This is a genomic window from Veillonella sp. R32 (assembly GCF_010093125.1).
Lineage (GTDB): Bacteria > Bacillota > Negativicutes > Veillonellales > Veillonellaceae > Veillonella_A.
Map to the genome: position 1 here is coordinate 45679 of NZ_NMZQ01000011.1, position 13529 is coordinate 59207.

The following is a 13529-nucleotide window of genomic DNA, read 5'->3' on the forward strand; positions in this document are numbered from 1 at the left end:
GCAACTGTCTTATTCCATATGCATTACGCGCATACTTAACATTTATATAAGTAAAATGAATTTATTCTATTCAACTAAAAAGTACTATTTGATAAACCTAGCCATTCATTCCCCTTATATATACCTTTAACGGCCTGCTAGTTCGTGATATAATCAAAGTATTCAAACAGAATTTTTTCGATTATCCATGAATCGTTTTACACACTACCAAATTAGAAAGGGGTTTCACCATGAAAACAAAATCCTTACCATTAGCCCTATTAGTGGCTACCCTATTAACATCTACATCGTTTACTAGTTTAGCCGCTGATGACACAACTGCGGATACAGCAACGGCTATTGCTGCCACCGCTACAACAGCATCAACGAACGCAACTACCACCACTACAACCACCACGAGCACTACTGTAAAAACAAAAGAATTAACCAGCGCGGATAAAGAAAAAGCTGAGCTCGTAACCGAACTAAATAAAAAAGCAGCCGCTTATGAAGCAGAACAAGCAGCTAAGGGCTTCAAAGATGTAAAAAATCATTGGGCCGCTGTACAAATTAACACATTCTTAGAGGAAGGCATTCTCTCCGGTAATGGGCAAGGTCTATTCCATCCTGATGAAGCTTTAAAAACAGCGGATGCCGCTTCACTCTACAATAAACTCATTACTGCCGATCAAGCAAAAGCAGCCGCTAAAGCTAAGACAGAAGTAAAAAAATCTAAAAAAACAGCTACCACAACTGTAAAAGAAATTACTGGCGATGAACTATTAGCCCCCTTTGCTAAAGCAGATACGTTAACACGTGAAGAATTTGCGCAAACCGCAGCTCAGTATTTAGCCTACAAAGATGACTTAGCTAAAGCCGCTATTAAGAGCAAAACAAAAGCTAACGAATATGCACCGCAAGTAATTGTAGCGCCAGCTGACGTATCGTTCCCTGATGAAAATAAAATTGATAGCGACTACAAAGAAGCCATTGTGACCTTAGCTAGCCGTGGCATGATTGCTTCTGGTGGGGACAGTAACTTCTTCCGCCCAACTGATGACATTACACGCGCCGAAGCGGTTGCCATTTTATTCCGCATTGATAAAAACTTGCCAATCAGCGCCACAACTACTAAAACAACCAAAGAAGACGCTAATAAAGAATCGACTACAGCCAAAACAAGCACGGCCACCAAGACTAGTGAAAGCAGTACTCCTACCCGTACGGTAACAGCGAAACCAACAGCGGCCCTAGAAGACCAATCTGAACTAGAAAATAAAGTATTTAAAAAACTAAACAGCTTATACAAAACACCTGGCAATTTCCAAAACTACGGTGTAATGTACTGGCAAAATAATGTACTCCATGTAGCTTTCAAGAGCGATGAAGACCTTGCCAAATTTGAAGATATATTGGCTAAAGATGAAAAAAGTACAAACGACGATAAATTAATATTAGCTAAACGCATTCATTTAGAATCAACAGAATATAGCCAAGCCGAATATGATCGTATTGAAGCTAATTTCCGTACCTTCTATGCACAAAAACAACCAGCCGGTACCATTTTAGCCGTCTATCCAAGCGTAGCCCATAATCAATTAGTCGTACGTATCGATAAAGGTTTCGATTACATGAATGATTCCATTCGCAGTGCCTTTGGCAACAAAGTACACGTGTTCTTAGTTACTAATAACACTAATACTGATACAACGACCAATACAACTACACGATAATTGAAGGAGTCTTCACTACATGCTTGCAACACGATTACAACGGCAAGATATCCTCTATTTGAGCGCCATCGGCCTTTGGTTACTCCTCGCCTATGGCCTCTTTACGTGGAACTTTCCCATAACGGATACAGTGGAATCTAATTACACCTTAAGTGCCGTCAATATGCTGCAACATCACAGCTATTTATCCCCTATGATCTATGACCAATATTGGTATGATAAACCAATTTGGACCTATTGGATGCTAATGGCCTCTTTTAGTGCCTTCGGCGTGTCAGATTTCACGGCACGCCTCCCCTTTATTATTTGTGCTGTCTTAAACGGCATGATGATGTACTATGGTGTGCGCATTATCACTAACCAGCGTAAGTTAGCCCTTTGGAGCGCTATTCTCTTAGGCACGTCCTTAGAGTTCTGGTATATTAGCCATGCCATTTTAACCGATGGCTTCCTATTTTTATTCACACAAGGCATCCTATATTTTGCCTATATAGCCCTAGCTACAATTGCTGAAACGCCTGCTACGTCGGAGCGTTTACAAAAAGCGCAGCGTCCCATAATGTGGGCTTATGCCTTCGCAGGCTTAGCCGTCCTTACCAAGGGACCTGTTGGGATTGTCTTGCCAGGACTTATCCTATTGGCCTATGTAATCCTATACCAACGCAATAAAGCAGCCTTTACCTTACTCTTTTCACCAAAGGGTTGGCTCCTATTCGCTTTAGTCGCATTACCTTGGTACCTACTTATGTACGCTTACCACGGTATGGATTTTATTACAGGATTTTTAGGCCTGCACAATGTAATTCGTGCCACCATTCCAGAACATCCAGAACAAAATTGGTGGTTTCTTTACTTCGTGCTATGGCCAGTGTCCTTACTACCTTGGACGGGCCTTACACTTTACGAATTACGCTATGGCCAGCGCAACCCTTGGCGAACCTATTTACTCACTTGGGGCCTAGGCATATTTCTGTTCTATAATCTCATGGCGACAAAATATTTGACCTATACCTTCTTATGCCTTATTCCTTTTATTATCTTAACTGCTCAAGGCTATGAAACCTGTAAAAGTCGTCAAGTAAAGAAACCTACTCATAGAGTCCTTTGGTTACTCTTAATCCCTGCTACTTTATTCTATCTCATTGTTCTAATCGCCCTCTGGCTATTAGGAGCCCCACAAGCAGCGGACCCTACCAATCCAATAGCTATGGGCCTATCACAGTTTATAACTATCTTACTCGTAGGGGCTATACTGGCCGCATTACCACTACTTTATGGATGGCTGAAACGACAGCTAACCCTGTCTATGAAAAGTACGGTCCTTAGTGCCAGTGTGCTCTATCTATTACTGCTTTGTTTATTGCCACCTATCGTAGATGATGCATCAACTGCCCAATTAGCGAACACATTACCTTTAACCGCTAATACAAAGGTGTATTACTATCGGGATTATCGTACATCCCTAGTGTATTATAGTAAGCATCCGGTCACACAAATTCTAAATCCCCACGAAACAGAATCTATCTGGAGTGAAGGGAAAAATGTAATGCCCGTAGCTACTGTTACGGAAACACTACAAGCTATTCAAGGCAACGATGATTTTATTATTTGTGTCCCTCGCAAATACAAAGCAGACTTTTTACAAACCTCATTAGGTCAACACGTTAGCCAGTGGGGCCAAGTAGAAAATGTAATTATTTTTAGACCTAACCACTAATCGCTTCGATTAGACTACTTCAGCAAGGCCTAGACTTTTATCTTAATCAACATTATGTTTCATCATTTGGGAGGCTTTTTATGTCCAAGTTTTTTCACGCAAAACCAGCAACACTACTTTGCGCCTTCATGCTTACAAGCACTACTGTTTGGGCCGATACTGTAATTACTACCACCAATAATGACATAGCGGAAGATAGCTATGGCCCTGTACGCGTCGTAAAAGAAACCAACAACGAAACTACCTTTAGTCCCTTAACGCTTGACTACTATACGAAAAACAATACGGTACAAGCTTTAAGTAAGGCTTCTAAGACACAGGACACTAAGCAGGGCATGACGACTAATACCCAACCGTCCGTCTTTCAGGAAGCTCGCAAGTACACCTTCGTAGATGTACCAGCTGATTATTGGGCTGCCACCTCTATTGCCGTCATGACTAACCAACAGCTCATTTCAGGCTATAGTGATAATACCTTCCGCCCTGACAAGCCAATTACGCGCGAAGAAGCAGCCTCCCTCTTCAGTAACCTAATCTCTGATGAATCACCAGTTATGCTAGCAAGCTCTTTCAAAGATATTACCTCTGACCGCTGGTCCGCTAATGCAATTGAACGAGTAGCCCAATTAAATATCATCAGTGGCTATGGCGATAAAACCTATCGTCCTGAACGTTTCATGTCGCGCCAAGAGTTTGCTGTAGTAGCGGATAATTACATTCATTATCTCGGCTATACCACGGAAGATCCAACAACCTTAGATGCTATTCATTATAATGACCAAAAATTTATTGCCCCTTGGGCGCAAGATGCGGTACGCGAATTAGCTAGCCTTGGCTTCTTACACTATCAATCTCGTCTACTTTTTAGCCCAGAGAAATATATTACTCGTGCTGAAGCTACTGAAATTATGTATCGCGTCACGAATAGTAATTCTGCAGTAGCCTTGCGTGAAAAGATCTTACATCAACAAATTGAAAATAAAATGCTCACTTTAGTAGCACGCACTTTTGGTAATGATTATGTATTCCGCACCCATGGCGCTATGTTCTGGCAAAATAATAAATTAGTCGCCGCTTTGAAAACGGAAAGTGACGCTAAAAAATTAGGGGCTGCTCTCGCCTTTACAAAAGATAAGGATTTAGTCAATAATGTCCAAGTTACGGTAGGCAGCCTAACTGAAATAGAGCTCGGTAAATTACAAACCGAAGTCGCTTATTTTTATAATCAACAAGAACCAACCGGCTCAATTATTGCCGTAGCGCCTAATAAAAACGCCTCTGGCTTAGTATTAACAGTAGATGAGTTAAAAAATGATACTGTAAAAGCCTTTGCCAAGAAGTTTGGGAATAAAGTGGACATTAGCTTGCCTGCTAACAACTAAACACTTCCCCCGCTTAAAAACTGGCGTAGTCCCGCTAAGCCACACCTATAGTTTTATAAAAAAGAGGTCTAAGAGTTTATGTAGAGACCGTTGCTATCTTTCCTAGCCCGGTCGCGAGTAAACTCTTAGACCTCTTTTATTCAACACTATTTAATTGGTTTGCGGGCTACGCCAGTTTTTACAGCTTCTTCAGCTACTGCTTTTGCCACTGCCAATGGTACGCGTTCATCAAACGCATTAGCCACTACATAATCTTCACGAAGATCTTCATCAGCTACCAATTCAGCTAATGCATCAGCGGCTGCCAATTTCATTTCATCGTTAATTTTAGATGCCTGAACATCAATAGCACCACGGAATAAACCAGGGAATACATTTACGTTATTAATCTGGTTTGGTGCATCACTACGGCCAGTCCCCATGACGCGAACGCCACAAGCTTTAGCATCTTCATACATAGCTTCTGGATTTGGATTTGCCATAGCAAATACGATGGAGTCTTTCGCTAAGTTTTTCAAAATTTCTTCAGTAAAAGCACCTGCTGCGGATACACCAAGTAATACGTCAGCGCCTTTTGCTACTTCAGCCAAAGTACCCGTCTTTTCTTCTTGACCGAGCAATTTAATTAACTCAGCTTGCAAGGAATCAAGACGTTTATAATTCTTATTAAGTACACCAGAACTTACCATTAAGGTAATATCACGAGCACCTGCTAAATAAAGCAAACGAGCAATATTAGCACCAGCCGCACCAGCACCATTTACAACGATTTTAACCTTGCTTAAATCTTTTTTAACAAAACGAAGCGCTGCCTTAACACCAGCTAAACAAGCAATTGCTGTACCATGTTGATCATCATGGAATACAGGAATTTCTAATTCTTCTTTTAAGCGATTTTCAATTTCATAGCATTTAGGCGATGAAATATCTTCTAAGTTAATACCAGCAAAATTCTTTTGCAATAATTTAACAGTATGAATTAATTCATCCGCATCTTTAGTATCTACTACGATAGGCACGCAATCAACATTACCAAAACGTTTGAAAAGTAAGGATTTACCTTCCATAACTGGCATAGCTGCAGCGGCTCCAATATCGCCAAGGCCAAGTACACGAGTGCCATCAGATACAACAGCCACCATGTTGCCACGGCAAGTTAAATCAAAGGATAACTCTTCTTTTTCTTTAATGCGTAAGCATGGTTCAGCAACACCAGGCGTATATGCAACAGATAAATCATGCGCATCCTTTAAAGGGTACTTAGTACCTGTTGTTAAAAAGCCTCCTAATTCCAATTTCTTTTGCACTGCTTCTTCGCGTACGTCCATGTTTCTGCCTCCTATTGTTTTAAGGTTGGTAAATTTCTACCATAAAAAATTTCAGCCATTTCCTGTTTTAATAACTGATTAATGTGCTTCCGTTCTTTAGGTGTTAAATCTTCCTCCGTAATGCCAAAGAGATAGTTATTAATATCATATTCTTTGAGCATCATTTTAGTGTGGAAAATATTTTCCTGATATACGTTAACATCAATCATGTTATACAGATTCTTAGTTTTAGCATCAATATAATTTTGAATGGAGTTAATGCGATGATCAATATAGAGTTTTTTACCTTGCACATCACGGGTAAAACCACGCACACGATAATCAAGGCTAATAATGTCGGAATCAAAACTACTAATCAAATAATTTAAAGCTTTGAGTGGTGAAATTTGACCACAAGTCGATACATCAATATCAGCGCGGAATGTACTAATACCGCGATATGGATGACTTTCAGGATAAGTATGCACAGTTAAATGACTTTTATCTAAATGGCATACTACGTCTTCTTTCTGAATTTCTTCCTCAGAAATCAAAATAGTCACACTAGCTCCCTGTGGATCATAGTCTTGCTTCGCAATGTTTAGGACATTGGCCCCAATAATATGAGACACTTCTATCAAAATATCCGTTAGCCGTTGTGCATTATACACTTCATCAATGTATTCGATATACTGCCGTTTTTCAGCGTCTGTGCGAGTATAACAAATATCATAAATGTTAAAACTCAATGTTTTCGTCAAGTTATTAAAACCGTATAATTTCATTTTCTTAATCGGTTTTACGGATGTCTCCATAATGTTCTGTACACCTTCCTCATTCAAAATTCGCATAAATACATTATATCGAAAGCATTCTTTATATTCAACACTTTCGATATTTTATTTTCGCATACATGACCCTATTTAGATTGGTTTTTGCCAAGGTTTTTCCTTTAAGTAATAGAATTGCCCTTTGAAATGTCCATTCTCATAGGTTGCTACGGCAAAAGTCCCACCTGATTTATCCCTCGGTAAGGCAGGACTCCCTGGATTAATGAATAAACAGCCTTGATGTTCATACATAGCATGATGATGACTATGACCAGCAATACATAACGTAGCCCCTATGCTAGCACCGGTCGTTAACACTTCTTGAATCCGATTATACGGTAAAAACTGATCCCCATGTGTCATATACACATAACTATCTTGAAACGGAATCAATTGTTCCCGCGGTTCCAATGGCCGTTGTCGGTCATTATTGCCACGTACAGCTAGCACAGGCACCATAGTCTGCGTAGCCATATAGCTGGCATCATCGCCATAATCGCCAGCATGAAGCCACAAGTCTAAATTCCAAGTAGCCGTATCCGCTAATATACTGTCAATCACCTCTAAGTACCCATGGGTATCGCTTATAATTCCTATACGATGCACTGTACTCATATACGCTCACTTACTTTTATTAACCACTACTTATTTTTACTAACTATTACTTTATATTACTTTACACTACTTTATATTAGTAGTTGTTACTTGCTATTACTAACTATTACTAACTATTACTTACTTTTGCTGGCTTACACTGATTGTATTGTATGTTAGATATATTATTTTAAATCTTACCCTTTATTTCAATTTACTTAACAAACTCTGCAAAGCCAAGCCACGATGACTAATCGCATTTTTCTGTGTCAAGCTAATTTGGGCCATTGTCTGTTGGAATTGAGGCACATAGAAATACGGATCATAGCCAAAACCGCCCTCACCTTCAGGCGTATCTTGGATAAGTCCTTCACAATAACCCGTAGCCGTTATTTCACGCCCATCAGGGTATGCCAACACTAACTCACATACATAACGAGCTGTGCGTTTTTCAAAAGGAACCGCTTGTAAAGCCTGAATTAATTTAGCATTATTGGCTTCATCATCACAAGCTTCGCCAGCATAACGTGCTGAATAAACGCCAGGAGCGCCGTCTAATGCATCTACGGCTAACCCACTATCATCAGCTAAACAAGGTAATTGAGAGGCTTTCATATAATATTGTGCTTTAATTCGTGCATTTTCTAAAAATGTCGCCCCCGTTTCCTCTGGTTCTGGTACCGTTACTACATCAGCAATACTCACCGCTTCAATCCCCAAAGGTTCAAGAGCTGCTTTAAATTCTCGCAACTTCCCCTTATTATGCGTTGCTACTACTATCTTCATAGATGGCTCCTATATGCTGTGCCGCCTCGCCCAAGGCTTCTTTTTGCGCCTTCATTAAGTCATCGGTAGCTGCTTCTGCTAAATCTAATAAAGTATTCAACTCTTCACGACTAAATGTACCATGCTCACCCGTTCCTTGTACTTCAATCAAAGCACCAGCCCCTGTGCGCACTACGTTCATATCTACCACAGCCTGACTATCTTCTTCATAACACAAATCTGTAATAGGCCCTTCCGCGCCAATACCAACAGAAATAGCGGCACAATAATCACGTACTGGATATACACCTTCACCATTAAAGAGCGTATTAACCGCATCAACTAACGCTACAAAAGAACCGGTAATCGCTGCTGTACGAGTGCCACCATCAGCTTGCAATACATCACAATCTAACGTAATCGTGTTTTCACCTAATGCTTCTAAATCAACAACAGCGCGGAGAGCGCGACCAATAAGGCGCTGAATTTCAACAGTTCGGCCCGTTTGTTTTCCTTTCGCCGCTTCACGGCTATTTCGGGTTTGCGTAGCTCGTGGCAATAAAGAATATTCAGCCGTAACCCAACCGCGGCCTTCCCCTTTCATAAAACGGGGTACTTTAGGCTCTACAGATGCATTACAAAGCACCTTTGTATTACCACATTCAATTAACACAGACCCTTCTGCATAGGCTGTAAAATGACGTGTAATTTTAATAGGCCGTACAGCCTTTGCATTTCTACCATCAATTCTCATAATTTGTCACTCCTAATTTCGTTCTTCCCTCCTATTATATCATATGGTTACCGAGTTTTCTCAATTTACAGATATTTATACTCCACTAAGTTTTTTTATAATTCTTCTTGTATATCCTTCATCGGATCGACCACTACATAACGCTGAGCCTTGCCTTCTTTTTTAGCTTGCCAAGTTGCTTCATAAGCATCACGGCGCACCGTTTCATCGGCCTGCCAAGGAATAAAAGTAGCAAATACATGTTGCGAGCCAAAGGGACCTCTGTCACTACGTGAATCAATGCTATGCCAACCTACTTTATCAGGATATAGACGGATAGTTTCTTGCCGATACTCAGAAATACCCGTTTCATCATAATAAATTTGTCGTTGGTCATGCCAATAATCTCCGAGCCCTAATAAAGCATCTACTTGCATTTCATGGCGTCGTTGCCACTGCTGTTGCCACTGTTTAATAATCCCCTCGATACGCTGAGATACATCCCCCCGTTGACGATTACTATATTCATCAAAAGCGGGCTCTACCACTTGACTGTAATCAAGCCCTGCCATGGAAAGTACAATGCCCGTATTTACATAAGGCAATGCTTCCTGTACAGAATAGCCCCCTTCTAAAACAGCAATATCAGCCTGCAATAAATCAGTTAATTTAGCATACCCTTTAGCCGTTACCATCATATTCGCTAAGGGGTCACTAAAATGATTATCCTGACCTGCTGAATTAATAATGATATCCGGTTTAAAATCAGCTAACATGGGCAATACTAGTTCTTGCAATACTGTGAGCATCCCTTCGTCACCGGTTCCTGGAGGTAACGGAATATTAACCGTACTCCCCACCGCTTGCGGACCGCCATATTCATACATAAACCCAGTGCCTGGATATAAGGTCCGCCCATCTTGGTGAAACGAAATAAATAATGTATCTGGATCATGATAGAACACATCTTGCGACCCATCACCATGATGTACATCCGTATCAACAATGGCCACTCGTTGTACCCCATAATGGCGGCGTAAATAAGCAATCATAATAGCTTCCACATTGACCGTACAGAAACCACGAATGCCATGAACCATCGTCATAGCATGATGACCTGGTGGTCGAACAAGTGAAAATGCCCGTTTCACCTCACCACGCATCACCGCTTCCGCCGCTGCGATAGCACCGCCCACTGATACGCGATGAGCTTCCGTTACCCATTTCTCTAAAGATGGTGCCCCTACGTGCACCCGTTTAATATCTTGCCAGGAAGCCAACAGCGGATTATATTCGCGAATAGCAGGATGTTCTAAGAGGCCTTCTTCTAACAACTGGTCCCGTGTATATAATAAACGTTCTTGCCGTTCTGGATGGGTCGCTGAAATTTTCCAATCAAAAGCGGGAAAAAAGACCAATCCTAAATTAGCTTCCGTAGGCTTATTTTTATTTAACATACAGGCTCACCCCCGGTTCTAATTGCGCTTTCACCGTAATCAAACGATGCATAGACTGCCAGCCCTCAATAATAGGCACATCTTCAACTGCTACAATATGGCCTTCAGCGGCATTACTAAGGCCTAAACGCTCTGCTTCTTGCTTTACATACTGTAGAGCCAGTGCTTCTACTTCGGATGCGGCATGTAGGCCTTTATGTTTCTCATGAATGCCTAGTTCCGGCACTACTAACACCCCTTTAGCCGTATCTAAATGAACCGTAATCATCAACGTTTCTTTCGCTACCGCCGCTCCTACCGCATTAGCCACTGGTGCATTGGCCGGAATCTCCAAAGGTAAATCCAAAGCCTCTGCTACAAACGGAGCTAACGATGCCGCCGTACCACCAACCGCCACAAGTTGTTGTGGCTTAAAAATATGAGGCTCTACAATATCGCGCACCACATATACAGGGAGTTTATTTTCTCGCCCTATAGCAGTGGCTAACCCATCTGTAATAACCGTTACAGCGCGAGTCACTACTTGCTTAGCCAGGGCTAAGGTTAAGCTATCAACCTTAGTCTCTGAAAGACCACCCTCGAAGCGACTTACTTCAGAAGGCCTTAACTCACTGCCTTGCCAAGCTTTAGCTAACTCGCTCAAGCCAGCCCAAGCTTTGGCCACATCACCATATTGGGCTTTACCTAATACAATTAAAGCATCACCTAATGTAGGAACTGTACCGCCAAGAGCCATAGATGGACCTACTCGCTCTGGCCCTACTTGTAACTGCCCCTTGTCATTAAGTGTTACGGCTGATTCACCACCAATACCGACTGAACTAACCGCAAACGAACGAACTGCACTCGGATATTGCTGTATCATAGCGCCACCACGGGCCATAAGCGGTTTGCCCCCTTGCCATAAGGAAATATCCGTCGTAGTGCCACCCATATCCAAGGCGACTGTCATCTCTTTAGGCATAGATTGCAAGGCCACCATTCCTAGCACACTCGCTGCAGGGCCCGTAAAGGCCGTTTCAACAGGACAAGCCTGCATATGTGCTAAAGGTAATGAGCCACCATCCGCTTTAAGAATATACACGGGTGCCGTTAAACCATAGCGGTGCAAAGCTTGCTGAACTGCCGTTGCAAACCCCTGAAACGTACTTTGTACAACACTATTAAAATAGGCACTAATCGTACGACGCGGAAAATTCAAGGCTCCACTAAGCTGTGCGCCCGCCGATACACTCTTATAGCCAGCCTTCTGCAAGGAATCTACTAAGTTCTGTTCTAAGCTGGGATTCCGAACGGCAAATTTAGCTGATACAGCGGCCCGTTTATGCCTCTTTGCACCACTTAATGCTTCTAACTCTTTCGGCTTCAAAGGCGCTGCTAAGGAGCCACGATGATCCGTATAACCACTAAGTACAATAGGCTCTACAGGCAATAAAGGCCTAATATCCATGCCAGGGCCAGGAATAATATATAAATCTACAGGCTCCACCTGATTCATAACTAGCGCATTTGTCACAATCGTAGTTGACAAGGTAATTCTCGTTACTTTACTTGGTTCAATCGCCTGTGCCACACCGGCCAACGCCGCTTCAATCCCGTCCATCAAATTAGGCTTCGTCGTACGGCACTTATGACTTTGTACAATATGACCGTTGTCTATGACAATGGCATCTGTAAAAGTACCACCTACATCCAGACCTAGTAACATAGTATTCTCCTTTCATATCTTAATCGTAGTTTAGTCATAGATTATTAATACTCTTGCCTAAACATTTACAAAAACAAAAAGAGGCCCTTAGGCCTCCTCTATTATTGCCGTTCCGAAATGGAGGCAAAATTCTTAATAATAACGATTGGCGTCATTTGATCATCATTACCAAACGGATTGTCAATCAAAATACGAGCAATACGCTTAGGGTCCATACCACGACTGTGGCCCAATACAGCAGCTCGTTTTAAGTCATTTACATCCGCCACTACAGCGCCATAACTACCAGTGCGCTGTACAATGCGTTCAGCTACCTTATCAGCATCTTTTGGACCATATACAATATGTTTATCAAACGGTGGCATCGTGCCAGTAACGTCATCAGTTAAGGCTGCAGCCCGTGAAATCTGATAAAACACCCCATCTTTGCGGAATACTTTAGCAATAGCACCCAAAATAAAGGCACCAAACACTTTCCACTTGCCATCGAGTTCCATAGCGGACTGCATACCATATACAGAACTCATAGAGCCTTCAGGCGGTACAAAACGGCATAATAAACGGGCTTGCCAAGTAGGACGCAAATCTTCTGGTCGGGTTAAACGACCTTGCGTAATAGCCACTACAGACTCTGCCACACATACAATATCTTCTGGCCCTATATTATCACCAGCATAGTGCATAATTGCTTCTACAATATCATCTCGATGGGTCAGTATACGAGTATGAACCGGTACTAATTCTAAATTTGCCATGGTTATCTCCTCCTACTGCCGCATAGCTTGCTGTAATTCTTCAGCGGTTAAAATTAAACGATTTTTAGAAATATGCCAATCACTACGGCCTACAACCTGATAAACAATATCGATATTCATGTCAGGGAACCCTGCTAGGTCTTTGCGAATATTGCCTGTTTTGGCGGTTAAAATTAATCGTAAACGAACTGTACCACCTTTACGAGGCTCAATGATAACTGACTTCCAATACCCATCATGGCGTTCATCCGCTACATCGGTAGTCCAAGAATTAATTTGTACCGCATCAAATTGTTCTTGTGGTAATAAATGACGAGGATACAAATCCATGATAGTCCCATTTTGACGGCCTTTATTGACAAAAGGAATATCCGATACCAGCGTCACTTGATTAAAGCTAATATCTTCTACTTCAAATGGGGTCCGCTTTTTAGGTAACATAACGATGTGCTCGTCCCCTTGCTTCCAAGCAAAAATGCGGAATGCTACAAAAAGCACAGCCACAATAAATATAATCGTTACGATTATGTTGATTAAGGTGTAAAAATACATATCCATGTGCCACTCCC

The 13529-nt window shown here is 41.7% G+C and carries 12 protein-coding genes; 3 read left to right on the forward strand and 9 right to left on the reverse strand.

Translation table 11 applies throughout. From position 1 onward, the window contains the following. Positions 1-230: 230 nt before the first annotated feature. The 3 genes from VER_RS03085 to VER_RS03095 all read left to right on the forward strand — a co-directional run bounded on the left by VER_RS03085 (position 231) and on the right by VER_RS03095 (position 4811). Positions 231-1712 (forward strand): S-layer homology domain-containing protein, encoded by a 1482-nt coding sequence (locus tag VER_RS03085; RefSeq protein WP_162099419.1) that lies wholly within the window; start codon positions 231-233, stop codon positions 1710-1712. Between the two features lie 19 nt (positions 1713-1731). After that, complete coding sequence (locus VER_RS03090) at positions 1732-3429, forward strand: glycosyltransferase family 39 protein (protein ID WP_162099420.1); 1698 nt, start codon at positions 1732-1734, stop codon at positions 3427-3429. An 80-nt stretch (positions 3430-3509) separates the two neighbouring features. Beyond that, positions 3510-4811, forward strand: a complete 1302-nt coding sequence (locus tag VER_RS03095) for an S-layer homology domain-containing protein (protein ID WP_162099421.1) — start codon at positions 3510-3512, stop codon at positions 4809-4811. A gap of 146 nt (positions 4812-4957) precedes the next feature. On the opposite strand, the gene VER_RS03100 is transcribed toward VER_RS03095, so the two are convergent. From VER_RS03100 to VER_RS03140, 9 genes are all read right to left on the reverse strand, one after another. Continuing rightward, positions 4958-6139, reverse strand: coding sequence for an NADP-dependent malic enzyme (locus VER_RS03100; RefSeq protein WP_162099422.1), 1182 nt, complete (start codon positions 6137-6139; stop codon positions 4958-4960). An 11-nt stretch (positions 6140-6150) separates the two neighbouring features. Next, positions 6151-6933 (reverse strand): adenosylmethionine decarboxylase, encoded by a 783-nt coding sequence (gene speD, locus VER_RS03105; protein WP_162099423.1) that lies wholly within the window; start codon positions 6931-6933, stop codon positions 6151-6153. Positions 6934-7041: 108 nt separating this feature from the next. Beyond that, complete coding sequence (locus tag VER_RS03110) at positions 7042-7563, reverse strand: metallophosphoesterase (RefSeq protein ID WP_238390124.1); 522 nt, start codon at positions 7561-7563, stop codon at positions 7042-7044. Between the two features lie 183 nt (positions 7564-7746). Then, positions 7747-8328: an XTP/dITP diphosphatase gene (locus VER_RS03115; RefSeq protein WP_162099424.1), complete on the reverse strand. Its 582-nt coding sequence runs from the start codon at positions 8326-8328 to the stop codon at positions 7747-7749. Next, positions 8303-9061 carry a ribonuclease PH gene (gene rph, locus VER_RS03120; protein ID WP_162099425.1) on the reverse strand — a complete coding sequence of 253 codons (759 nt, stop codon included), beginning with the start codon at positions 9059-9061 and terminating at the stop codon, positions 8303-8305. Before rph ends, VER_RS03115 begins: the two co-directional genes overlap by 26 nt. A gap of 95 nt (positions 9062-9156) precedes the next feature. Beyond that, entirely contained in the window at positions 9157-10497 is a 1341-nt protein-coding gene (locus VER_RS03125; protein ID WP_162099426.1) for a histone deacetylase, read from the reverse strand. Beyond that, positions 10487-12205 carry a hydantoinase/oxoprolinase family protein gene (locus tag VER_RS03130; RefSeq protein WP_162099427.1) on the reverse strand — a complete coding sequence of 573 codons (1719 nt, stop codon included), beginning with the start codon at positions 12203-12205 and terminating at the stop codon, positions 10487-10489. The genes VER_RS03125 and VER_RS03130 overlap by 11 nt, the downstream gene beginning before the upstream one ends. Before the next feature lie 101 nt (positions 12206-12306). Beyond that, positions 12307-12960 carry a coenzyme F420-0:L-glutamate ligase gene (locus tag VER_RS03135; protein ID WP_162099428.1) on the reverse strand — a complete coding sequence of 218 codons (654 nt, stop codon included), beginning with the start codon at positions 12958-12960 and terminating at the stop codon, positions 12307-12309. Between the two features lie 12 nt (positions 12961-12972). Next, complete coding sequence (locus VER_RS03140) at positions 12973-13512, reverse strand: hypothetical protein (protein WP_162099510.1); 540 nt, start codon at positions 13510-13512, stop codon at positions 12973-12975. Positions 13513-13529: the final 17 nt, after the last annotated feature.